Genomic DNA, 25,215 nt, shown 5'->3' with positions numbered 1-25,215 from the left:
AAACCGCTTGGGTCACGATCAACCAAAGCGGTTTCATCTTTACAATCTTTCTCAAAAATAATGAATAATAGCTGAGCTCAAAACGCTCTACCAATCGGCTACTTCAATTTCAAGCCCAACCTTCAGACTGCCTCATAAAAATTAATTATTGATATTGGTCTAACAGGGTTTCAGGGCCATCTTTCACAACAGCCTGGGCCTTGGCATAACTTTCCATCAAACACTTGTATTCGGGACAGATATGCTCTGAAATAATTTCAGCAAAACGGGAACCTTCTGGACGATTCCATGTTCGCATTAATTCCGCCACAATCGCAAAGGTATCGGTTGGAATTGCGCCAGCTTGGGTAATACGCGCGAGAGTTGTTTCTGTGGCCATTTTACTCCAGTTCCCGGATGCATCTACCACACAATACACATTATAGCCTTCTAGACGCGCACTCACAGCAGGAAATGCCATACAAACGCTGGTCAGCGTACCTGCAATGATCAATGTATTTCTGCCTGTTTTTTTCACTTCCTCGACAAATCGAGGGTTATCCCAAGTATTAATTTGTCCTGTTCGAGGGACATAGACTGCATGGGGAGCACACTGGTGTATTTCAGGTATTAATGGACCATTTGGACCATCAGGTACCGAGGCAGTGGTAATCACAGGAATGTTTAACAGCGTTGCAGCTTTTGCAATTGCTGTCACATAGTGACGTAAATCTGGCACGGGTACATCTCGTACCGTATTAAATAATCCGCTTTGATGATCGATCAGTAAAATCACTGAATCATTTGGATCGAGCATCCCATTCGTTGCAGCCATAAATAACACCTCTGAGCTTATTAATATTAATTATCTTCCAGTATGAAAATGGAAGTTTTGAGGCGAGACCACGAAATGATTTATTGTTCCATCAATACATTATTGCTTATTTTAAGAGCATTTTCCTCGCCTAATTTACAAGTTAATAAAAACAATTAATTTAATAAAGCTTAACAATGTTTTATCTTGTAACGTCTTTTCCTTCCCCCTCTTTTGGCTCAATAGCATCAAAAAAAGGCAAACAATCGGCAGCAAACTCGATAAAACCGAGAATACTGAGCAAAATAAAGGGATCTATTCGATCTGGCACTGCCCACGTTCAAAAGATTTAAAATCAACTTGGGCAATGCTCGTTGATTAAAAGTGGAATGGAGATAAAAAAGCACTCTGTCATCAACAGCGTGCTTTCTCTCCTCTTTTCAATTTCTAAAAATATAAAAATAAAATCAATTACTTGCCAATACAAAACGAACCAAAAATCTTACCCAGCAGATCATCAGCACTAAAATCACCTGTGATTTCACCCAATGCATTTTGCGCCAAACGTAATGACTCTGCCACCAGTTCACCCGCATTAAATACCACAAGTTGCTCACGTGCTTCAGATAAATAGCGCTGAGTACGCTTCATTGCGTCTAAATGACGTGTTCGAGCAATAAAGGTGTCTTCCTCAGGCTGGAAGCCAGCATGTGCTGTAACCGCCTCTATAAGCGCTTGAACACCCATATCCTGTTTTGCAGAGACACTAATATGACGGAAGCCTTGATAATCACTTAAGGCAGCATCCTGACCCGTTAAATCACATTTATTGCCAATCAATAGCAAACGTTTTGGCTCAAGATGCTCTGCAAAATATTCATGTGCCAATTGCAAAGGTTCATCCCCCTGATTTAGGTCATAAACCAATAGCAATAGATCAGCCTGTTCAATCTCTTTGATGGCACGACGAATACCTTCTTGCTCGACGATATCGCCAGTTTCACGTAGACCTGCAGTATCAGTTAGGGTAATCGGCAAACCATTTAAGCTGATCTTTTCATGTAATACATCACGAGTAGTACCAGCGATATCAGTCACGATCGCACGCTCATGCCCAGCCAATGCATTTAACAAGCTGGATTTCCCTGCATTCGGTTTGCCGGCAATCACCACCTGTAAACCTTCACGCAATAGCTGTCCTTGGCGTGCAGACTGCTGTACCGCTTGAACTGAATCCTGTACATCATCCAATAACGCTAAAATCTTGCCATCGGCAAGGAAATCAATTTCTTCTTCTGGGAAATCAATGGCCGCTTCAACATGCAAACGCAAGTGAATCAGTTTTTCTAAAACTGTATTAATTTTGGTTGAGAATGCACCTTGCAAAGAGCGGACCGCAGAACGTGCTGCAGCTTGTGAGGTCGCATCAATCAGATCGGCAATTGCTTCTGCTTGTACCAAATCCATTTTGCCATTTTCAAAGGCACGCATGGAAAACTCACCCGCTTTTGCAGCAGTCGCGCCCAAATCGAGTAAACGTGCCAGCAACGCATTTTGGATGACAGGACCACCATGCCCCTGTAATTCCACCACATCTTCACCTGTAAACGAATGTGGGTTAGGGAAACATAACACAATCCCTTCATCCATCACCGAGCCATCGGCATCACAAAACTGACGGAAGCCTGCCATTCGTGCAGCAGGAAGTTTTTTCTGGGTTAGTTGCTCTGCTATCGCATAGGCTTTCGGTCCAGAGAGTCGAATCACCCCCACACCACCACGACCTAATGGGGTAGCAATCGCAGCAATAGTGGTTTGATGTTGCATGTTAAATTCACCTAAAAACGAGCGGGTTATACAATGGATAACCCTAAATACAGACAAAGAAAAATCCGCCTAAGATTACCATCTTAAGCGGATTTATTCAGTAAAAGTTCGAACTTAAGCGCTAGGCTCAACCTTGTTGAGACGGTCTTTTTCGACACCTTTGTTAATAAACCATTGTTGCAAAATGGTAATACTGTTGTTGACGATCCAGTAAAGCACGAGGCCCGCAGGGAAGAACAACATGAATACCGTAAACATGATTGGCATGATACGGAATACTTTTGCCTGCATTGGATCCGTTGGCTGTGGGTTCAACATTTGCTGAACGAACATGGTCACACCCATGATCAACGGCAAGATAAACCATGGATCCATTGCTGATAAATCTTGAATCCAGCCTAACCATGGTGCATGACGGAGTTCAACAGACTCCATCAATACCCAGTACAAGGCCAAGAAAATCGGCATTTGTAATAATAACGGTAAGCAACCAGACAATGGATTGACTTGTTCACGCTTATACAAGGCCATCATTTCTTGTGAGAAACGCATACGGTCTTCACCAAATTCTTCTTTCATGCGTTGCATTTCAGGTGCAATCACACGCATTTTCGCCATTGAGCGATAACTTTTTGAAGAAAGTGGCCATAAAATCAGTTTCACCAAGATCGTCAATAGAATAATTGACCAGCCCCAGTTACCAATGATGTTATGGAAGAATTGCAAACCTAAGAATAACAATTTAGCAATCGGCCATAACCAACCATAATCTACAGTTTGGTTTAAACCATCCGCCAAGTCTTTCAGTTCAGACTGAACTTTTGGACCAGAATAAAGCTTAGCATCCACTTCCATTGACGTACCCGCTGGTACATTAATCACTGGAGAAGTGAAGCCCATGATATTCATGTGATCAGCAGACTGACGAGATTCCAGCTTAGCAACATAGGGTTGACCATCAGCTTGAGTAAGTTTTAAATTCCCAGGAATCCAAGCACTTACAAAATAATGCTGAACGATAGCAACCCAGCCACCTTTTGCATCAACATTCAGTTTTTCATCATTAAAATTGGTAAATTTTAACTTGTTATAGTGTGCATCTGGTGCACCCCAAGCGCCGCCCAGATAGGTTCCCAAAGTGAAAATACCTTGCGAAGATTTACCTGGATCGTCTGAATTATCACGCTTTAACTGACCAAACATTTGACCTTGCCAGTTTTGCTGACTACGGTTAATGACTTGGTGTTTTACCGTAATCGGATAATCACCCTGCGTGAAGGTGAACGATTTGATCACTTCTACGCCTTCTGGTGTTTTAAATACCAACGGCACAGTCAAAACTTGATGTGTTTTGCCATCTTTCGATGCGACGCTTTTTGCATCCGCCAAAGTATATGCTGTTTTTTCAACATCATACATTGGACGACCACTACGGCTGCTATCAGGTCCATTTAAACCAATTAAGCCAGATTGAGCGACGTAAGTACGTTTCGCATCACTTTCCAGCATAACAAAAGGTTTTTCGCTGTCTTTGCTTTCATCGTGGCTTAACAATTCAATACGAACAATATCACCACCCTTTGGATTGATCCAAAGATGATAAAGATCAGTTTGTACTGAAATCAATTGCTGACTCACAGAAGGTGTTTCTGTGGCTTGTGATGCAGTCACATTTGCTTGTGGCAAGTCTGAAGCCGCTGTTGCATTTTGAGCATTTGGCAAATCTGCTGATACGTCATGCGCACTTACAACAGCCGCTTGTTGTTGCGGAGCTGGTGTCGTATGACCGTAATCTTTTTGCCAAGCCAAAATAAGCAAATATGCGGTAACAAACATGGCTCCAAGAATTGCAAATCTGGCCCATTGTTGCATATCTATTATCCCAAATGGTTAGAGAGATTTTGCTTGAATAAACGATCACGAAAGGGTACAGCAACGTGATGCATTTGAGAATCTATTTGATGAAACGAAATAAAACGAAGTGCTTTGCGTGGGACCGGATCATAGCCTGAACCACCCCAAGGATGACAACGGCAAATTCGCTTAGTCGAAAGCCATACACCTTTTGCTGCACCATGTGTCTGCAGTGCTTCAATTGCATATTGAGAGCAAGTGGGAATATAGCGACAACGAGGACCCAATAAGGGACTAATTGCGATTTGGTAACATCTTATCAACCAATGTAGTAAACGTACCATTGGAGATCTCTAATTTTGGAGGGATGTCACAACGACTTTAGAATGCTTCTTTGCTAAGCGTTGTAATTTTTGCCAAGCAAAATCTAATTGTTGATGTAATTCTTGATTTGCGATTGCTTCTATACCAACTTTAGGCATCACCACAATATCGATATCAGCATTAAATTGCGCTTGATGTAAGCGAAAGCTCTCCCGAGCAAGACGTTTTATTCGATTTCGTTCGTGCGCACGGCGCACCTTTTTTTTAGCAACAACAATACCCAAACGGCTTTTCGGCTGTTCGGTTAATTTTGCTAAAAAAAGGAAATGGGGCTGATGCACTTTAAAAAGCGCACCATCAAATACACTTTTATAATCTGCAGCACAACGAATACGAGATTCAGTGCCAAAACTGTAAAGTGTCATCACCCAAGTCTGGTCAGCTTAACAGTATTAAACAGTTAAGCTATGACGACCTTTTGCACGACGACGAGCTAAAACTTGACGACCAGCTTTTGTTGCCATACGAGCACGGAAACCATGAACACGCTTACGCTTTAATTCAGATGGTTGGAAAGTACGTTTCATATCGAAACTCCCAAAAATGATCTTTCTATAAAGGTCCGCGATTTTATGGTGCAAAGCTCAGTCTGTCAATGGAAAATCAAAATCTTTACATTTTGTTTGTTCTGTTTGACATCAGTAGAGAAAGGCGAACTTTATCTGTTGAGTTGAAAACAAAAAATATACACATGCTATCTATTTAAATTATATCAACATTACGTTATATTCACACCTTAATCACAAGCTTATCAACAATTCATTTTGTATTTTAAATTTAATTCTTGGATTTTGAATTTAAATTTCGATATGCTCAGTTATCCACAATTCGAGTGAACCTTATAAGTAAATTCAAATTTTAAAATTTAAATTTATTACTATTAGAGTGGATTTATTCTGTGGAAAGGCGTGTTTTTTTATAAATAAACATATAGTTACTTTGTGGATAACCATGTTTTTATCATTTTTATAGTTTGTGGATAACTTGACGGTTAAAACTATCCACAGCTTGTGCAAAAAGTTATGCACATGTGGTTTTAAATTTGAATTTATAAACGATTGCTTTCTTTTTCAGCAAAAGTCTCATAAATTTGCCTGACAGATGTGGATAACTTGGTTAGAATGGCGACCCCTTCGAAAGATGGGGCTGGTGATTTCTTTGTTTTTGAATTTAAAAATGGATATATAGGGGATGCACATGCTCTGGACAGACTGCTTAACTCGCTTGCGACAAGAGCTCTCTGACAACGTCTTTGCGATGTGGATTCGTCCTTTGGTTGCTGAAGAAGTTGACGGTGTGATGCGTTTATATGCACCCAATCCTTATTGGACTCGTTATATTCAAGACAACCATTTAGAGTTGATCTCTATTCTTGCTGAGCAATTATCAGAAGGTCGAGTACGTCAGGTTGAAATCTTGGTTGATTCGCGTCCAGGGACCATTTTGTCTTCTCATGAGCAACCTGCAACTACGACAGCTGCTTTAACCACACAAGTTTCTGTTCCAACAAAAGTAAAAAAAGAATCGGATTTGGTACAACCCAATCAGAATGTCAGCAAAATACCCAAGAAAAGACAGTTAAATTCCTTATTTACCTTTTCACTTTTTGTAGAAGGCCGATCAAACCAGATGGCTGCTGAAACATGCCGTAAGGTTTTAACCCAATTGGGTGCATCGCAGCACAATCCTCTATTTTTATATGGTCCAACTGGTCTGGGTAAAACACATTTAATGCAAGCAGTGGGGAATGCGTTATTACAAGCAAAGCCCAATGCGCGTGTGATGTACATGACTTCAGAAAGTTTTGTACAAGACTTTGTGAGTTCTTTACAGAAGGGTAAGGTTGAAGAGTTTAAGAAAAATTGTCGTTCTTTAGATTTGTTATTGGTCGATGATATTCATTTACTTGCTGGTAAAGAAGCAAGCTTGGTTGAATTTTTCTATACTTTCAATGCTTTACTTGATGAATCTAAACAGATTATTTTAACCTCAGACCGTTATCCAAAAGAACTCACTGAACTTGATCCACGTTTGGTCTCTCGTTTTTCTTGGGGCCTATCTGTTGGTGTTGAGCCACCAGATATTGAAACTCGAATCGAAATTTTGCTGAAAAAAGCTGAAAATAGTGGCGTTGATTTACCTCGTAACTGTGCTTTATTTATTGCTCAACAAGTTGTTGCCAATGTGCGTGAGCTTGAAGGTGCCCTCAATAAAGTGGTGGCGATTTCACGTTTCAAAGGTACCGTCATTGACCTCGATGTGGTGCGTGAATCTTTAAAAGATGTTTTGGCAATTCGTGCACGGACCATTAGTGTGGAAAATATTCAGCGTGTGGTGAGTGAATATTTCCGCATCCCACTCAAAGAATTGGTTGGACCAAAACGTACCCGTATTTATGCACGCCCGCGTCAGTTAGCTATGGGGCTTGCACGCGAATTAACTGGAGACAGTTTTCCTGAAATTGGAATGGCCTTTGGTGGTCGTGACCACAGTACCGTGATGCATGCTTGTGAAAAAGTCACGAGTTTGCGTGAAGAAGATCCAATTTTTAATGAAGACTATAAAAATTTGCTTCGTTTGCTGCAAAGTTAATCTTGGGCGTCGTGATATTTAATCTTTGTGATGAAAATAGGGCTGAATGAAGACAATCAGCCCAGTAAATATCTATTTTTTGGCAAGCTGTTCAATATAGCCTTAGTCTCATTTAGCGATTTTTCATGCAAAAACAAGGCACAACCTTCTTTACTTGAATCAGCAAAAGTGAATTGGGCGATTAAATGTCTATAGACCCTACTTTCAGAGTTGCAAACTGCTTTTAAGTGCAGCATAGTACACTGCTAACATTCATATCAGCTTCTGTTGTAAGAGGAATAAAATCGTGCGTTTGAAAATCGCTAAAGAAAGTTTAGTCAATGTTTTATCACATGTGGTGGGGGCTGTTGAACGTCGCCATACCTTGAATATTCTTTCAAATGTCAAAATTCAAACCACCCAACAGGCCTTAACGATTACGGGTTCTGATTTAGAAGTTGAATTGGTTGCAAGCACAACGTTAGCTGATGGTGCTTGTTTAGAGGCAGGTGAAACAACAGTTCCTGCACGTAAATTAGTCGAAATTTGTAAATCCCTTCCAACAGCTGCCTTGATTGATCTGCAAATTACAGAAGACCAACGCTGTATTTTAAAATCGGGCAATAGCCGTTTTGTTTTAGGTACGCTTCCTGCTGAAGATTATCCACTGCTAACCACTGAAAATAGTCAGGGTACACAAGTTCAGGTAACGCAGCGCGAATTGAAGCGATTATTTGAAAAAACAGCCTTTGCAATGGCTGTACAGGATGTTCGTTTTTATTTGACTGGTACTTTACTGGAAATTGATCAAAATCAATTGCGTACAGTAACGACTGATGGACATCGTTTAGCTTTGTGTGAAGTATTGGCCTCATCAACAGCAGCATCACCGATGCAGGCAATTGTTCCGCGTAAGGCAGTTGGCGAATTACAACGTTTATTGAGTATTGAAGATGAACAGTTGACCCTGTTGATTGGACGTGAATTGTTGAATGTCACCATTAATACGCCAAGCCGCGATAAAGAACAGGGCGATATTACCGTGCGTTTCACCACCAAGTTGATCGATGGAAAGTTCCCTGATTATCGCCGTGTGATTCCAAAAAATGGTGATAAGCATGTCTTTATTGCTCATGATGTATTCAAGCAATCTTTACAACGTGTTGCTATTTTAAGTAATGAAAAACTTCGTGGTGTTTTCTTGAATTTCAATCAAGATTCATTGCAGTTGCGTGCCAATAACCCAGAACAGGATGAGGCGGTCGAAGATATTGCAATTCAATATCAAGATGCACCTTTAGAAATGTCATTTAATGCGCAATATATCCTTGAAGTACTTGGTGTACTGGATGGTGATGACGTGAAAATGAGCATGAGTGAAGCCAATCAATCGGTGCTTGTTCAAGATCCAGCGCATCCTGATCAAACTTATGTCGTGATGCCAATGCGAGTTTAATGACGATTGATGTTTGAGTTTTAAAGCATGCAAATCACGCGTTTAAATATCGAACGTGTACGTAATTTAAAGACGGTTGCACTCCATGAGTTGCAACCGTTTAATATTTTTTACGGCGCAAATGGTTCTGGAAAAACTTCAGTTCTAGAGTCGATTCATTTACTGGCAACAGGCCGTTCATTTCGCACCCATATACCAAAACATTACATTCAATATGAAGCAGGGGATGCGATTGTTTTTGCGCAATCGGCCAGTGAACGTATTGGTATGCAAAAGTTGGCTTCGGGCGAACAGGTGATTAAAGTCAATGGCGACACCATTGCAACCCAAGGTCAACTGGCAAAATTATTGCCGTTACAACATATCGATCCACAAAGCACCGATATTATTGATCATGGCGCAAAGCCAAGACGACAGTTATTAGACTGGTTAATGTTCCACGTGGAACCTGAATTCTATTTTGCATGGCAGTACTATTCTCGCGCACTCAAACAACGTAATAGTTTGCTCAAGACACGACGTAATCTAACTTTGGCTGATTTAGAGCCTTGGAATAAAATGCTGAGTGATTATGGCGAAATGCTGCACTCACAACGGGTCAGTATTGTTGAGCAATGGAACCAATTTTTCCATGAAGATTTAAAGCAACTTTTACCCAATCTTGAGATAGAACTGGAATACAATCCTGGCTTTCATACTGAGCAAGGCCTATTGCAGGACTTGATTCAGCAGCATCAAAAAGACCTTGATCGGCGCTATACCGAGTATGGTCCGCATCGTGCTGATTTACGTTTAAAAACGCCTTTTGGCAATGCCGATGATGTGTTATCTCGTGGGCAAAAAAAGTTGTTAATCATGGCATTAAAACTGTCACAAATTGCAATGCTACATGCGAGTAATAAGGAAACTGTGGTATTATTAGATGATCTGACAGCAGAGTTAGATGAGACTGCACAACAGCGTTTAATTGAGCGATTGAGTCAGTTAGGAAGTCAAGTTTTTATGACCACCTTAGACCATGCGTCGGTATTAAAACACTTACAGGATTTGTCGATTTCTTTTCAATTATTCCATGTTGTTCACGGTCAAGTCAGTCTTGCTGCACCATAATTTTATTTTTCATCTTTAAATAGATCAATATTACTAGGGAGTAACCATGAGTTCAGAGTCTCAATCAGTCTCTCAAACAGAACAAACAAATGAAAAGGCTTATGATTCCTCTAGTATTAAAGTATTACGTGGATTAGACGCGGTTCGTAAACGTCCTGGGATGTATATCGGTGACACCGATGACGGTACAGGTTTACACCATATGGTGTTTGAGGTGGTGGATAATGCCATCGATGAAGCTTTAGCTGGGCACTGTGATGAAATTTTAGTCACGATTCATGAAGATGAGTCGGTCAGCGTATCTGATAACGGCCGTGGTATTCCAACCGATATACACCCTGAAGAAGGGGTGTCGGCGGCAGAGGTGATTCTAACCATCCTGCATGCGGGTGGTAAGTTCGATGACAACAGCTATAAAGTGTCTGGTGGTTTGCATGGTGTCGGTGTATCGGTTGTAAATGCGCTGTCTAAAAAATTGCATTTAACCATCCATCGTGCAGGTCAAACCCATGAGCAAGAATATGCGCATGGCGATCCGCAATATCCATTAAAAGTTGTGGGTGAAACAGATAAGTCAGGTACAACGGTTCGTTTCTGGCCGAGTGAACTCACCTTTAGCCAAACGATTTTCAATGTCGATATTTTGGCTCGCCGTTTAAGAGAACTGTCTTTCCTAAACGCAGGTGTGCGAATTGTATTGCGCGATGAGCGTGTAAACTTCGAACATATCTATGCTTATGAAGGTGGTTTATCTGAGTTCGTTAAATATATTAACGAAGGTAAAACCCATTTAAATGAGATTTTCCATTTCACTAGTGACACCGATAGCGGCATTGCTGTTGAAGTTGCATTGCAGTGGAATGAAAGTTATCAAGAAAACGTTCGCTGTTTTACCAACAATATTCCACAAAAAGATGGTGGTACACACCTTGCAGGTTTCCGCGCGGCGTTAACCCGTGGTTTAAACCAGTATCTTGAAAGTGAAAATATTCTTAAGAAAGAAAAAGTTGCTGTCACAGGTGATGATGCGCGTGAAGGCTTAACTGCAATTATTTCAGTGAAAGTGCCAGATCCGAAATTCTCATCACAAACCAAAGAAAAATTGGTTTCAAGTGAAGTGAAACCTGCTGTAGAGCAGGCCATGAATAAAGAATTTTCAGCCTATTTGTTGGAAAATCCGCAAGCGGCTAAATCGATTGCTGGCAAGATTATTGATGCTGCGCGTGCGCGCGATGCGGCACGTAAAGCACGTGAAATGACACGCCGTAAGAGTGCATTAGACATCGCTGGTCTGCCTGGTAAATTGGCGGACTGTCAGGAAAAAGATCCAGCATTGTCTGAACTTTATCTGGTCGAGGGTGACTCTGCGGGCGGTAGTGCCAAGCAAGGTCGTAACCGTAAAATGCAGGCAATTTTACCGTTGAAAGGTAAGATACTGAATGTTGAACGTGCGCGCTTTGACAAGATGATTTCCAGTCAGGAAGTGGGAACTTTGATTACCGCTTTGGGCTGTGGGATTGGGCGTGAAGAATACAATCCAGACAAATTACGTTATCACAAAATCATTATCATGACCGATGCGGACGTGGATGGTTCACATATTCGTACCTTGTTATTGACCTTCTTCTTCCGTCAAATGCCAGAATTGGTTGAACGTGGATATATTTATATTGCACAGCCGCCATTGTATAAGTTGAAAAAAGGCAAGCAAGAGCAGTACATCAAAGATAATGATGCACTTGAAACCTTCCTGATTTCAAACGCGATTGATGAACTGGCTTTACATGTCAGTGCTGAAGCACCTGCGATTACTGGCACGGCAATCGCAAGTGTCATTGCTGATTATCAAGTGTCGCAAAAGAGCTTACAGCGTCTCACTCAACGTTATCCTGCAAGTTTGTTGGATGGTTTGCTTGAGCTTGATGCATTTAAAGCAGATCACAACCATGAACGTGACTATGTCGAATCATGGGCTGAGCAATTACGTGTTGCGATTGAAACGCTACAACCAAGTTTACGCCCTGAGATTACATTAGAATCGTTTGAGCGTGAAAATGCACAAGGTGAGAAATCAGCGCATTATTGGCCACGTGTTACGGTCTATGTGCATAACTTACCGCATTCTTATTTACTCGATGCGGGTCTGTTAAATTCTGCTGAGTACGCACGTTTACTGAAGAACTCTAAGAGCTGGTTCAAGCTGATTGAAGAAGGGGCTTATCTACAAAAAGGTGAGCGTCGCATCCAAGTCAGCAATTTCCATCAAGTGTGGCAGCACATTTTGCAAGACTCACGTCGCGGTATGATGATCCAACGCTATAAAGGTTTGGGTGAGATGAATGCTGAGCAACTGTGGGAAACCACGATGGATCCTGAAAACCGCAATATGTTGCAGGTGACCATTGATGATGCGATTGAAGCGGATCGTATGTTCTCATGCTTGATGGGTGATGATGTAGAACCACGTCGTGCCTTCATTGAAGAGAATGCATTAAATGCAGATATTGATGCTTAATTAATTTAGGCATCAATACCAAATAAAATGGCTTATCTTTTACCACGCTGTAAAAGATAAGCTCTCCATCCTGCAACCAACAGGGGCAGCAGGGTGATCATTAGAAAAATAACATCCGCAATACCATCCATCAGCAACATTCCAATAATTCCTAAAATACTGCACAAAGCCAGTAGCCATAAGAAACTTAACTTATTCCACAGTTGCATTATTGACTCCTTTTAGGCTTTTTTGCTGACGTTTTGCCCACCATAACCATGCACCATTTAGAGTGATAAATAAGGTGAGTAGGGTACATAGACTCCACAAAATCTTTAAAGGCATGCCGCCGTAATTGCCAAAATGCAAAGGTTGTGACAGTAAGATGGCTTTCAGATAGGTGGGCAATTCTTCAACCGTATCGACGTGTCCTGTCTCAGCATTGACTAAGGCGACTTTCAGCATTTTTTCCTGTAAGCCCTCATTGCCTTGCAGCAGAACCATGTAATGCCCCTGAGTTGAATATTCTGTTTTTGGGTAGAACACACTGGTGGGGTGCCAACCGACTTCACCTTTCTGTGCAGCCGCATAAACCTGATCAATGCTTAAGTTTGGATGAATCACACTGGCATGTTGATATTTGTCTTGGAGGGCTTTTAGTTCAGTGATTTGCCACACCCCAATCGCAACCGTACCAAAGCCGAGTAAAAAACCTGTCAAGGTCACCACCAAAGCCCAACCTAAAATCGCGGAACCGATTAAATTATGCAAATCGAGCTGTAACAAGCGTTGACCTTTGCCAATGCGGATAATGCCAAAAAAGAATTTTTTCACATAAGGGGCATAGACCACCAATCCTGAAACCAGTGATAAGAACACTAAAAATGCAATCAATGCACCAATCAATTGTCCAATAAAACCTAAAAACCAGTTGGCGTGCAGTTCCAGTAAGAAGCCCGTTAAGGTATCCCGTTCATTCGGTTGCTGAATCAATGTCGCAGAACCAATATCGGCAAATAACCAGCGTGCTTGTTCAAAGCTTTGCTCTGGTTTGGCCATACCAATCAATAACACACCTGGATGATGCTCAGGATCGTAGCCTGTACTGATAATATGCTCATTGGGATAAGTTTTCTGTGCTGTCGCAATTGAATCGGCTAACGGTCGTTGTTGCTGTATTGAGGAGTGTAGGGCTGTCGGTTCAACACCAAGCGCATGATCGATTTCCTCATGAAAAATCAGTATCACCCCAGTGATGGATAAAATCGCAAAGGGGATCACGATCACTAAGCTGACCCAACGATGAATCCATAAGTTGATACGAAACCAGCGCGAGTTGGTTTTTTTAATGGCAGTTGCTGTTTGCTTCATAACCGGCTTTCCAATGAAGGTGAGTACATTGGCTTCCTTAAGATTCGTGTTTTTATAAAGTGATTCTATTTTTATTGATAATTATTTTCATTACTATTTACGATTGTTTTTTACGTTCCACGTGAAACCTTACACGGAATAAAATGATTAAAAAAGGCAGCCGATGAAATCGACTACCTATCAATGGTCTATTTAAGTTTGAGCTGAATGAGTCAGGAAATGATGACTAGCCAAATAGTTGATCAGTTTTCAACAAAGTCACTGACTTGAATTAATGCGTGACCAAACAAATAGCCTGCCGTGACCAAAACACTAATCCAGAGCAAAGCGCCTAAAATGTTGTACACCACAAAGTGGCTATAATTCATGTTGCTTGAACCTGCAGCCAACGGCGCAAATGAACGAGCAAAAGGAATAAAGCGAGCCAGTAGAATGGTTTTCCCACCGTGCTTTAAGAAGAACACATTGGTTTTTTGCAGGTATTCTTGCTTGATAAAGCGTGATTTGACATTGAAAATACGATCGCCAAAATGACGGCCAATATGGTAATTCACCATATAACCCAATGCTGCGGCGAAAAACAGTAAGCTGATCATGTAGCCAAGATGCATGATTTCAACCACGGAGCATAATGCCCCCACTGTCAATAACAGACTGTCGCCCGGTAAAAAGAACATAAAAACAAAGGCGGTTTCTGAAAAAATAATCAGAAAAAGGATGAAATAAATCCATAGGCCATACTCTTGAACCAAGACAGGCAAAATATGTTCAAAATTAAAAATAAAATCTAAAGAATTCATTCAGTTTGTATAATCCAAAATAGAGTACTCACCAAATTAAAGTACAAAAAATGTGAAATGAATTTAACCCTCAGGATTCATTCGTTAGTGATAACTATACAACAGTGGGAGCCGAGTATATCGAGCCTGAAGCTAAAGCTCAATTTTCTGAGAAAATTCCAATTTTTACCTTATCTTAAATTATCGACAAATTCATGACACTTTTAATGATATTCATAGTGTTTTTAAGTATCTGCATCCCTTTTAGATCAAACTAATGAAGGATTATTTGAAGGTATACGCTTGATCCATACATGCTACAAATGAGCATGTATGGATCAATTCCGAACTTAGTCAGTAAAGGAACCTTCTAATTCTTCCAGTTCCATCATCAGCTCTAACAGCTGTTCTTCATACTGTTCCAACTTGGCCTTCAGTTCATTTTGTTCATTCATCAGCTTGATCAAATCATCTTTGCGATTGGCATCATACAGTGCACTGTCTGCCAACGCATGTTCAATTTCGGCTAAGCGAGGCTGAACCTTTTCAATTTGAGCTTCGACTTTTTCAATATTTTTACGAATTGGACGAGTCAATTCACGGCGGCGGGCAGTCTCTTTACGTTGCGCTTCTTTGTCAACTTTTCCAGCTGGGGTATTTACTGGTTGCTGCTGTGATGCATTCTGCGCATTGATTTGTTGCTGGCGTGCTTCACGTAACCATTTGGCGTAGTCTTGCAAATCACCCTCAAATTCAGTGCATTGACCGGCATGAACTAACAGCAGGTCATCACAAACACTAGCAATCAACTGACGTTCGTGCGAAACCAGAACTACAGCCCCTTCAAAATCTTGCAATGCCATTGTTAGGGCATGGCGCATATCCAAATCCAAATGGTTGGTTGGCTCATCTAGGATCAAAACATTCGGACGTAACCATACAATAAGGGCCAAAGCGAGACGCGCGCGTTCACCGCCAGAGAAGCTTTCACACGGTGTGTCCATACGTTCACCGCTAAAACCAAATCCACCTAGAAAGGCGCGTAATGCAGCTTCACTGATTTTTTTGTCGGCAATACGGGCCAGTTGCAGCATTGGACTGGCATTGGCATCTAATGCATCCATTTGATGCTGAGCAAAATAACCAATATTGAGCAGTTCAGAAGCCTTACGTTCACCAGCCAAAAGTGGCAAATCCCCGACCAAAGTTTTGATCAGCGTTGATTTACCTGCACCATTCATCCCTAATAAACCGATACGTGAACTTGGGGTGATTTGCAGACGAATCTTTTCGGCAATCATTTTATCGCCATAACCAATCGTGGCTGCATCTAAACTTAGCAATGGTGAACTCATTTTGGTCGGTTCACGGAAACTAAAGGTAAACGGTGTATCGACATGTGCGGGAGCAAGTTGTTGCATCCGCTCAAGTTGCTTGATACGGCTTTGTGCTTGGCGGGCCTTAGTCGCTTTTGCCTTAAAACGATCAATAAATTTCTGTAAATGTGCTCGCGTTTCTTGCTGTTTCTCAAACGCTTGTTGTTGTTGTGCTAAACGTTCGCTACGTGTGGTTTCAAAGGTTGAATAGTTGCCCGTATATAGCGTCAGTTCCTGATTTTCAATATGCAGAATATGGTCAGTAATGGCATCGAGGAAATCACGGTCATGTGAAATTAGAACCAGTGTGCCTTCATACGCTTTAAGCCAGTCTTCTAACCACAAGATTGCATCTAAGTCTAAGTGGTTGGTTGGCTCATCCAGTAATAAGAAGTCTGAACGGCTCATCAAGGTACGTGCAAGATTTAAACGCATACGCCAGCCGCCAGAGAAGCTCGCCACATTTAAACGGATTTGATTATCCAGAAAACCGAGTCCAGCCATAAGTTGTGCAGCTTTGGCAGGCGCAGCATAGCCATGAATTTCATCAAAACGGCCATGAAGTTGAGCCAACTCATCATTACTGAGTTGATCTGGATGCGCTAATTTTTCTTGAATGTCCCAATATTCTTCATCGCCAGACAAGACAAAATCAATCGCTGGCATTTCTAAGGCTTTAATTTCTTGCGCCATATGCGCAACAGTCCAGACTGCTGGGCGGGTCAGATTGCCCTCATCTGCGACCAAGTCACCCAGAAATGCAGCAAATAAAGTTGATTTACCTGCACCATTTACCCCTGTGAGACCAATTTTCCAACCTGGATGGAGCTGCATCGATGCTTTTTGGAACAGAACACGCCCACCGCGGCGTAATGAAACTTGGTCAAACTGGATCATGAGTATGCAAAATAGCGAATAGATAGCTGCATTTTAAGGTGATCGCCCATGAATGCAAATTTTTATATTGAAGATCAAGTTGTTTGGATTGAGCAGCTCAATTAATTACAAAATAGAGCAAAAGCTCTATTTTTGTGACGTGAATCAGATTATCATTTAAATTATATGAAAAAATAAGTAATTAGGCTAAAAGTACAGCAATAGGATTTAAGGATGAAGAAGGGAATTCTTGCATTGGGGGCAATGCTGTTTTTGGGCGCGCATACTGAAACACAGGCAGCGACCAAGATTTGTGTTTTTGATCTGCTTGGCAAATCAGGAGAGGCTTATAAGGCCATGGAGGAATGGGCTTTAGCAGCGAAAGCTTGGCGTGGTGATAGTTATTTGATCAGTTACCAGAATGAAGCACTGGCTGAAAATGATTTTGAACAAGGCAAATGCGATGGCGTGTATATGACCTCCATGCGTGCACGCCGTTATAACAAATTTGCAGGTTCAATTGATGCCATTGGTGCTGTTCCGAGTTATGCCATTGCACAGAAAGCGATTAGTTTTGCTTTGGATAAGCGCAATCAGCGCCGTTTAATCAGTACTGTGGATCATGAAAACTATGAAGTCGCTGGAATTTCGCAAATTGGTTTGGCTTATATTTTTGTCAAAGACAAGAAAATGAATACCATTGAGCAAATCAGAGGCAAGAAATTTGCTGTGCTTGGGTATGATGAAGCACAAAAAATTGTGGTCAAAAGTTTGGGAGGGCAAGCGGTCCTTGCCGATGTGTCTGATATCGCCAAAAGGTTTAATAATGGACAGGCCGATATTATGGCTGCACCCGCGTATGCCTATAAACCATTAGAGTTGCATAAAGGATTGGGCAATGATGGAGCGATTATTACCTTTCCCGCTGTGAATATGACCATGGATTTGATTATTCGCCCTGAAAAATTCTCCAGTAATTTTGGGCAAAACTCCCGTACATGGTTCTTAGGTCGTCTCAATACCAATTTTGCTCTGATCCAACGTCTTGAATCAGAATTGCCCACCAAATACAAAATGAATCTCAGCACTGAAGATAAAACCCGTTATCAGCAAATCCTGCGTGAAGCACGAATGGGATTGACCAAACGTGGTATTTACGATGCCACCATGATGAACGTACTCAAACGTGCGCGTTGCACCGTGGATCGGACCAATTTTGAATGTACCTTAGGTGGTGAATAAACTCAGATACAGAGGGGTAAGATGTTCACCATCTTCCTTTTGAGTCGATATTGGCCTAAAAAATTAAAATGTGATCAAGATTGTTAAAACCAATGAAAACCCGATGTATGTATATAAAAGCGCTATGCATTTAGGCAAAAGCTGACTATATTTATCGAGCACTGATGGAAAATTGTGCAAGATAGTAAAATAAGGGAAAACGAGATGAAAAAAGGACTTTGGGCATTGAGTGCTGCGGCTCTATTTGTCATGACTACTCCTGTACAGGCAAAACAACAAATTTGTGTTTTTGATTTATTGGGTAAGGCTGGGGAGTCTTATAAACTGATTGAAGAATGGAAGCTTGCCTCTAAAACATGGCAAGGTGATGTAGAATTAATTCCTTATCAAGATGAAGAAAAAGCGGAAAAAGATTTCGATGCAGGCAAATGTGATGGCGTGTATATGACCTCCATGCGTGCACGTAAATATAATAAATTTGCAGGTTCTGTCGATGCGGTTGGCGCAGTCACCAGTAATGCCATTGCACAAAAGGCGATTACTTATGTACTGGATAAACGCAATCAACATCGTCTAACCGCAACGGTCAATGGTGATAAATTTGAAGTCGCAGGGATTATCCAAGTGGGGTTGGCGTATATCTTTGTTCGCGACAAAAAGATCGATACCATTGAAAAAGCCAAAGGCCGAAAATTTGCGTATTTACATTATGATCAAGCACAAAAAACCATTGTTGAAAGCATAGATCTGGTCGCTGTCCCATCTGATATCTCTGATTTTGTGAAAAAATTTAATAGTGGTCAGGTGGATGTGATTGCAGCACCCGCATATGCCTATAAGCCGCTCGAAATTAGTAAAGGCTTAGCCAATGGCGCGCTGTTTAATTTTCCTGTGGTGAATATTACTGGTGACTTGATTATCCGTCCAAGCCAATTCCCGAATGGATTTGGTCCACAATCTCGACAATGGTTCGTCAATAAATTGCCAAGTAACTTTGCCATGGTGCAACGTTTAGAAGCAGGAATGAACGCGAAAAAAATTACCTTGTCGAACGAAGATAAAGTCCGTTATCAAAAAATGTTACGTGATGGTCGTATGAATTTAACCAAGCAAGGCGTGTACGATGCTAGTATGATGAATGTACTGAAGCGTGCCCGTTGTACGGTTGAACGGACAAACTTTGAGTGTACTTTGAGTGGTGAATAACAAGGAGAACAGCAGTACAAAAAAATAAATCTATAAACAAAGGTAGGCATATATAACAAATTTGCCTATGAAAATAATAGAAATAGATAAAACAGGGTAAAAAATATACAAACCAGATATAAAAATAGAGTATAAGCTCTATTTTTTTTCAGAAAACATGATTAATATTTGCTTCGAACAAGGAGACAAACATAAAGTTTGTGAAGGGATGAAAAATATGAAAAAAATTGCACTTGCTATTGCAGCAACTTCGATCTTAGGTGTATCTGCTTCTACTCAAGCAGCAATTGACGTGTGTGTATTCGACTTATTAGGAAAGTCAGGTGAATCATACAAAATGATGCAAGACTGGGCACTCGCAGCGAAAGGCTGGGGCGCTGAAGTCAATCTACTTGCAATCACGGATGAACAGGTTGCAGACAACAACTTTAAAGCGGGTAAATGTGCTGCTGTTGCAATGACCGCTATGCGTGCTCGTCCATATAACAAGTTTGCTGGTTCAGTGGATTCATTGGGCGGTGCACCAAGCAATGAAATCGCTCAACGTGCGATTACGTATGTATTAGATGCACGTAATGCAGCAAAAATGACCACCAACTTGGGTGGTAACAAGTATGAAATCGGTGGTATTGCGCCATTGGGTGCGGCATACATTTTCGTACGTGACAAGAGCATTAACTCAATTGAAAAAGCAGCGGGTAAAAAATTCGCAGTATTGGGTTATGACGATGCACAAAAAATCATGGTACAACGCGTAGGCGCGCAAGCCGTACTTTCTGATATCTCTAACTTCGCTGCTAAATTTAACAATGGTCAAGTGGATATGGTTGGTGCGCCTGCTTATGCCTACAAGCCATTAGAATTAAGCAAAGGTTTGGGTACTAACGGTGCGATGTTTAACTTCCCTGTACTCCAAGTAACAGCGGATCTGGTTTTACGTCCAGAAAAATTCCCAGCAGGTTTTGGTCAAAAATCGCGTGATTACTTTGTGAAGCAACTTCCAAAGAGCTTTGCAATGATCAAGCGTTATGAAGCTGAAATCCCAGCGAAATACAAAATGAATTTAACGCCTGAAGACAAATTGAAATATCAAAAATTAATGCGTGATGGCCGTTTAGAAATGACTAAACGTGGTATTTACGATGCTGGTATGATGTCTGTATTGAAAAAAGCGCGTTGTTCAGTCGATAAAGCAAACTTTGAATGTGCATTACCTGGTGAATAATCAGTAATTGCGATATATCACACTTAAAGCCTAGATTCATCTAGGCTTTTTGTTTTTTAGGCTTTGTCATTTGAGTCATTGTCTTTATTTTGAAAGATCGTAATCATATTCATATATAAAAAGCCAAATGAAATCTTGAAGATTTAAAATATGTTTTAATCGGGAAGATTGGACATGATTGAACAAAAACATATTTTCATTTGAAAACCCAGAGCAGGATGTAAGGTAATTCTTTAATTTTTGGGTGCGATGCAACAACAATCAGCATAGATGCAAAGGAAAAATAAAATGCAATGGTTTAAAACATTATTACTCGCAACAGGTATCGCTGCGGTATCTGTAGGCGCTCAGGCAAAACAAACAATTTGTGTATTCGATATCGTGGGTAAAAGTGGCGATGTCTATGCATTAATGAAGGATTATCAGCTTGCCGCAAAAACATGGGGTGCTGATATTGAACTAAAAGTCGCGACCAATGAAGCTGTAATCGCAGAAGACTTTAAAGCGGGTAAATGTGATGGCGTCAGTATCACAGGTATGCGTGGTCGCCAGTTCAACCCATTTACTGGATCATTGGATGCGATCGGTGCAATTACCGACCTTAAGCTTGCTGTGAAGGTGATGCAAGGTTTGGCGAGTCCAGCTTTTGCCAAAGCGATGGTGAATGGTAAATATGAAGTCGTTGGGGTTATTCCTGTTGGCGATGCCTATTTGCTGGTCAATGACCGTAATATCAATACGGTGGCTAAAGCTGCTGGCAAGAAAATCGCCGTTTTAGATTATGACGAAGCCCAAAAAATTATGGCTTCGCAAGTCGGTGCACAAGCGGTCAGTTCAGATATCACCAACTTTGGTGCAAAGTTTAACAATGGTCAGGTCGATATTATTGGCGCGCCAGCGGCAGCATTCAAACCTTTAGAATTGTATAAGGGCTTGGGGACCAAAGGTGCGATTGTGAATTACCCAATTCTACAAGTGACAGGTAATTTAATTATTCATCCAGATAAATTCCCTGCTGGTTTTGGTCAAAAATCAAGAGAATGGGTCAAAGCACAGTTACCACGTGCATTTACGATTCTTGGGAAAATGAAAGCAGATATTCCACAAAAATATTGGATGGAAGTACCAGCGTCTGACAAACCAGGCTATCAAAAGTTGATGCGCGAAGCTCGTATTAATCTGACTGCAAAAGGCATTTATGACAAGCGAATGATGAAATTGTTATGGCAATTCCGTTGCCGCGAAGATGCAAAGAACTTTGAATGTGGTCTACAAGATGAGAACTATAAATAATCTTGTAAAAAGTCATTAACAGGACTTTAAACTTCAAATACAGACCCGATATTGAGTATGCTATACTAAATATCAGGTCTTTTATTTATTAAAGACGTATTGAAGTCTGAGGAATGTGCATCATGAACGCCCAAGCTCTAGAATTGTCAGATAATGCTGCCAAAAAAGTTCGCCAACTGCGCGAAAGTGAAGGGAATAACGACCTTATGTTACGTGTCTATGTAACAGGTGGTGGATGTTCAGGATTCTCTTATGGCTTTAATTTCGCTGAAAGCGTCAATGAAGATGATGCTGAGTTCATGAATGGCGATGTAAAAATGTTGGTCGATTCTTTAAGCTACCAGTATTTGATCGGCTCAGTTGTTGATTACCTTGAAGGACTGGAAGGTTCACGCTTTGTGATCCAGAACCCAAATGCGACGACAACCTGTGGCTGTGGTTCATCGTTCTCGATCTAACAGATTCTAGATATAAAAAAAGCTTCTCCAATTGAGAAGCTTTTCTGCTTTATACCGTGGTTATTGTTCCAAGGATACGATCCCCAGCTGCCCCTGTCACAGCGGGTAAATTGCCACTCAGCTGTTGTACGAAGCGCATCGCCAGCCACGCAAAAGCAGTTGCCTCCACCCAAGTTGGTGCTAGGCCAAGCGCATCCGTTGTTTGCACGGACCAATTATGTTTACGTAGGCGCCAACGCAGTTGTTCAAGTAGATGCGAGTTATAGGCACCACCACCACAGACATAAATTTCACCTGTCGGCATCCATTCCTTGCTACGATAAATTGCTTTCTTAATCGCACGTGTGGTGAGTTTCATTAAAGTTGCTTGAATATTCTCTGGCGTATCTTCTAATTCTTCATACTCTAAACCACTGCGCCAATCACTCAGCTGTTCATCGAGCCATTCCAGATTAAAGTCTTCGCGTCCTGTGCTTTTAGGGGGTTCTTTGGCAAAAAACTCATGGGTCTGTAAACGATCTAATAATGAACGCACTGGATTACCGTACGCCGCCCAATCGCCATTTTCATCATAAGGATGTCCGGTGTGACGATGGCACCATGCATCCATCAAAATGTTGGCAGGGCCAGTATCAAAGCCGTATACACCGTTTAAATCATTTGCAGGCAGCATACTGACGTTTGCAATTCCACCTAGGTTTAAAATGACACGGTGGATACTGTCATGTAGGAATAAGGCTTGATGGAAGGCGGGCACCAAAGGCGCACCTTGGCCACCTGCTGCCATATCACGACGACGGAAATCAGACACAACGGGTAGTTGCGTGATTTCGGTAATGATATTGGGGTCACCAATTTGTAAGGTAAAACCGTGTTCAGGACGATGGCGAATGGTTTGTCCATGCGAACCAATGGCTTTAATTTGAGTACGATCTAAATTATTCTTTTCAATCAATTCATTGATGCCATGACCAATCATTTGCGCCAAAGCGACATCGGCTTTACCCATACGATCAATTTCATTGTCGTCTGGAAGCGTTAATGCCATCAATTCATCGCGTAATTCAGGCTCAAAAGGTACAGTCAGCGTAGCATGCAGTGTTAAAGGATCGAATGAAGTTGCAACAATATCAACACCATCCATGCTCGTGCCTGTCATTACACCAATATAGATTGCGCTCATATACAACTTATCCTGCAAGATGCTGAAAAAATGTTAGTATATCGCACAAATTGAATAACTGATGTGTTTAGGTTTTGTGATGTCAAATTTCTTGCCAGCCGAAGAACAGCTTGCTCTCATTCAACGAGGCACGCACGAGATTATCTCTGAAGAAGATTTACTTAAAAAACTGAAAGAGAATCGTCCACTCCGTGTAAAAGCAGGCTTTGACCCAACGGCTCCTGATTTACACTTAGGACATACGGTTCTAATTAATAAATTAAAAACCTTTCAAGATTTGGGACATGAAGTTACTTTCTTGATTGGTGACTATACCGCTATGATTGGTGACCCAACGGGTAAAAGCGCAACCCGTCCGCCGTTGTCACAAGAGCAAGTGATTGCCAATGCGAAAACCTATCAAGAACAAGTTTTTAAAATTTTAGATCCGAATAAAACCAAAGTTCGTTTTAACTCGGAATGGTTTAATCAAAAATCTGCGGCTGATCTCATTCAATTGGCAAGCCAGCAAACCGTATCACGTATGTTAGAACGTGATGACTTTACCAAGCGTTATAGCAACCATCAGCCGATTGCGATTCATGAATTTTTGTATCCATTGGTACAAGGCTACGATTCGATTGCACTTGAGGCAGACGTCGAATTAGGCGGAACAGACCAGACTTTTAACTTGTTGATGGGGCGTACTTTACAAGGTCGTTACGGTCAAGAATCACAAGTGTGTATCACTGTGCCGATTCTTGAAGGTTTAGATGGCGTCAATAAGATGTCTAAATCTTTAGGCAACTATATTGGTGTATTTGACACGCCAGGCGCGATGTACCAAAAAATTCTGTCAATGCCAGATAGCTTGATTGAGCGTTATTTTGATCTACTTAGCTTTAAATCGCTTGATGAAATCAAAGTCTTGCTTGATGAAATGGCTGCAGGTCGCAACCCGCAAGAAATCAAACGGATCTTGGCACTTGAGCTGGTTGAACGTTTCCATGATGCAGAAGCGGCTGAAAATGCACATAAGAGTGCAGGTAACCGTGTCACTGAAGGTGAAGTGCCAGAAGATACACCAGAAGTGACGATTTCTCGTGGTGAGTTTGGTGGCGAGTTATTTATTGCAACCATTCTGCGTGTAGCTGGTTTAAACCCGAATGCTGCTGCTGCAAAAGATGCAGTTGGTCGTGGTGCAGTAAAAGTCGATTGGAATGTGGTTGATATGAGCTTCTCTGTAAAAGAGAATGTCACTTTAATCATTCAGTCAGGCAAAAAAGCGATTGCACGAGTGACTTTCACTGATTAAATCGAAAAGAAAATAATAAAAAGCAGGCCATGAGCCTGCTTTTTATACGTAAATAGCTGATAAAAACAACGAAAACACTGGTTTTGTAGAAAAAAGAAACATGCAAAAGAAAATAATAAAAAATGGGGTTGTGTCTGGTTGGAAATGCTGTAGAATGCACATCCATCGGCGGTGATGCAGATAAAAACTTGTTGAGAAACAAGGATTTGGCTTAAGGGTTAAATTTTTGGGTTTGAGAATAAGTTTTGAAAATATCTAAATTACCTGTTGACTTTAAAGAAATTTAGAGTAATATAGCCGACCTAGCTTGATGATGACGAATCATCGAGAAGATCATTAAGAGAATAGAAGAACAACTTGTGTGGATTTTTACTGGTTGATCAATCGAAAATATTTCATTGATTGAATGGTAGAAATTTCTCG

Annotated in this window: 21 protein-coding genes; 10 read left to right on the top strand and 11 right to left on the bottom strand. The window is 41.2% G+C overall.

All coding sequences use genetic code 11. The features are described 5' to 3' along the window. Positions 1 to 145: 145 nt before the first annotated feature. The 6 genes from F887_RS17770 to rpmH all read right to left on the bottom strand — a co-directional run bounded on the left by F887_RS17770 (position 146) and on the right by rpmH (position 5,385). The gene (locus F887_RS17770; RefSeq protein ID WP_005290608.1) at positions 146 to 814 is read right to left on the bottom strand and encodes an isochorismatase family protein; all 669 of its coding nucleotides are present in this window, start codon (positions 812 to 814) and stop codon (positions 146 to 148) included. Positions 815 to 1,264: 450 nt separating this feature from the next. After that, positions 1,265 to 2,620 (bottom strand): tRNA uridine-5-carboxymethylaminomethyl(34) synthesis GTPase MnmE, encoded by a 1,356-nt coding sequence (gene mnmE / locus F887_RS17775; RefSeq protein WP_005290607.1) that lies wholly within the window; start codon positions 2,618 to 2,620, stop codon positions 1,265 to 1,267. Between the two features lie 114 nt (positions 2,621 to 2,734). Next, positions 2,735 to 4,492 carry a membrane protein insertase YidC gene (yidC, locus tag F887_RS17780; protein ID WP_005290605.1) on the bottom strand — a complete coding sequence of 586 codons (1,758 nt, stop codon included), beginning with the start codon at positions 4,490 to 4,492 and terminating at the stop codon, positions 2,735 to 2,737. A 5-nt stretch (positions 4,493 to 4,497) separates the two neighbouring features. Next, entirely contained in the window at positions 4,498 to 4,818 is a 321-nt protein-coding gene (gene yidD / locus F887_RS17785) for a membrane protein insertion efficiency factor YidD (protein WP_005146289.1), read from the bottom strand. Positions 4,819 to 4,827: 9 nt separating this feature from the next. After that, on the bottom strand, positions 4,828 to 5,223 hold the full coding sequence (gene rnpA, locus F887_RS17790; RefSeq protein ID WP_004656857.1) for a ribonuclease P protein component: 396 nt from the start codon (positions 5,221 to 5,223) through the stop codon (positions 4,828 to 4,830). Between the two features lie 27 nt (positions 5,224 to 5,250). Further along, entirely contained in the window at positions 5,251 to 5,385 is a 135-nt protein-coding gene (gene rpmH / locus F887_RS17795) for a 50S ribosomal protein L34 (RefSeq protein ID WP_000831329.1), read from the bottom strand. A 670-nt stretch (positions 5,386 to 6,055) separates the two neighbouring features. On the opposite strand from rpmH, the gene dnaA reads away from it, so the two are divergent. From dnaA to gyrB, 4 genes are all read left to right on the top strand, one after another. Then, the gene (gene dnaA, locus F887_RS17800; RefSeq protein WP_005290600.1) at positions 6,056 to 7,450 is read left to right on the top strand and encodes a chromosomal replication initiator protein DnaA; all 1,395 of its coding nucleotides are present in this window, start codon (positions 6,056 to 6,058) and stop codon (positions 7,448 to 7,450) included. A gap of 286 nt (positions 7,451 to 7,736) precedes the next feature. Next, entirely contained in the window at positions 7,737 to 8,885 is a 1,149-nt protein-coding gene (gene dnaN / locus F887_RS17805; RefSeq protein WP_005146294.1) for a DNA polymerase III subunit beta, read from the top strand. A gap of 27 nt (positions 8,886 to 8,912) precedes the next feature. Continuing rightward, positions 8,913 to 9,995, top strand: coding sequence for a DNA replication/repair protein RecF (gene recF, locus F887_RS17810; RefSeq protein ID WP_005290596.1), 1,083 nt, complete (start codon positions 8,913 to 8,915; stop codon positions 9,993 to 9,995). Between the two features lie 46 nt (positions 9,996 to 10,041). After that, positions 10,042 to 12,510, top strand: coding sequence for a DNA topoisomerase (ATP-hydrolyzing) subunit B (gene gyrB, locus F887_RS17815; RefSeq protein ID WP_005290594.1), 2,469 nt, complete (start codon positions 10,042 to 10,044; stop codon positions 12,508 to 12,510). 32 nt (positions 12,511 to 12,542) lie between these two features. Here gyrB and F887_RS18580 read toward each other — a convergent pair whose 3' ends face one another. From F887_RS18580 to F887_RS17830, 4 genes are all read right to left on the bottom strand, one after another. After that, the gene (locus F887_RS18580; RefSeq protein WP_005290591.1) at positions 12,543 to 12,719 is read right to left on the bottom strand and encodes a hypothetical protein; all 177 of its coding nucleotides are present in this window, start codon (positions 12,717 to 12,719) and stop codon (positions 12,543 to 12,545) included. Then, positions 12,703 to 13,860, bottom strand: coding sequence for a PepSY-associated TM helix domain-containing protein (locus F887_RS17820; protein WP_005290588.1), 1,158 nt, complete (start codon positions 13,858 to 13,860; stop codon positions 12,703 to 12,705). The genes F887_RS18580 and F887_RS17820 overlap by 17 nt, the downstream gene beginning before the upstream one ends. Before the next feature lie 242 nt (positions 13,861 to 14,102). Beyond that, positions 14,103 to 14,660 carry a VTT domain-containing protein gene (locus F887_RS17825; RefSeq protein ID WP_005146304.1) on the bottom strand — a complete coding sequence of 186 codons (558 nt, stop codon included), beginning with the start codon at positions 14,658 to 14,660 and terminating at the stop codon, positions 14,103 to 14,105. 329 nt (positions 14,661 to 14,989) lie between these two features. Further along, a complete protein-coding gene (locus F887_RS17830; RefSeq protein WP_005290586.1) occupies positions 14,990 to 16,912 on the bottom strand; it encodes an ATP-binding cassette domain-containing protein in 1,923 nt (640 codons plus the stop codon). 213 nt (positions 16,913 to 17,125) lie between these two features. Between F887_RS17830 and F887_RS17835 the strand changes: the two genes are divergently transcribed. From F887_RS17835 to erpA, 5 genes are all read left to right on the top strand, one after another. Further along, complete coding sequence (locus F887_RS17835; RefSeq protein ID WP_005290580.1) at positions 17,126 to 18,133, top strand: putative solute-binding protein; 1,008 nt, start codon at positions 17,126 to 17,128, stop codon at positions 18,131 to 18,133. 204 nt (positions 18,134 to 18,337) lie between these two features. After that, positions 18,338 to 19,339 (top strand): putative solute-binding protein, encoded by a 1,002-nt coding sequence (locus F887_RS17840; RefSeq protein WP_005290578.1) that lies wholly within the window; start codon positions 18,338 to 18,340, stop codon positions 19,337 to 19,339. Positions 19,340 to 19,556: 217 nt separating this feature from the next. Continuing rightward, positions 19,557 to 20,564 carry a putative solute-binding protein gene (locus tag F887_RS17845; RefSeq protein ID WP_032863037.1) on the top strand — a complete coding sequence of 336 codons (1,008 nt, stop codon included), beginning with the start codon at positions 19,557 to 19,559 and terminating at the stop codon, positions 20,562 to 20,564. Positions 20,565 to 20,852: 288 nt separating this feature from the next. Further along, positions 20,853 to 21,857, top strand: coding sequence for a putative solute-binding protein (locus F887_RS17850; RefSeq protein WP_005290573.1), 1,005 nt, complete (start codon positions 20,853 to 20,855; stop codon positions 21,855 to 21,857). A gap of 122 nt (positions 21,858 to 21,979) precedes the next feature. Further along, the gene (gene erpA, locus F887_RS17855) at positions 21,980 to 22,315 is read left to right on the top strand and encodes an iron-sulfur cluster insertion protein ErpA (protein WP_005186235.1); all 336 of its coding nucleotides are present in this window, start codon (positions 21,980 to 21,982) and stop codon (positions 22,313 to 22,315) included. A 49-nt stretch (positions 22,316 to 22,364) separates the two neighbouring features. Here erpA and F887_RS17860 read toward each other — a convergent pair whose 3' ends face one another. Continuing rightward, complete coding sequence (locus F887_RS17860) at positions 22,365 to 23,498, bottom strand: anhydro-N-acetylmuramic acid kinase (protein ID WP_005290569.1); 1,134 nt, start codon at positions 23,496 to 23,498, stop codon at positions 22,365 to 22,367. 61 nt (positions 23,499 to 23,559) lie between these two features. Between F887_RS17860 and tyrS the strand changes: the two genes are divergently transcribed. Then, positions 23,560 to 24,792: a tyrosine--tRNA ligase gene (gene tyrS, locus F887_RS17865; protein ID WP_155757575.1), complete on the top strand. Its 1,233-nt coding sequence runs from the start codon at positions 23,560 to 23,562 to the stop codon at positions 24,790 to 24,792. The last annotated feature ends 423 nt before the right edge of the window (positions 24,793 to 25,215 follow it).

This window comes from Acinetobacter sp. NIPH 2100 (assembly GCF_000369805.1).
GTDB lineage: Bacteria > Pseudomonadota > Gammaproteobacteria > Pseudomonadales > Moraxellaceae > Acinetobacter.
Note: the sequence above shows the minus strand (reverse complement) of the source record. Positions and strands in the feature narration are given on the sequence as shown.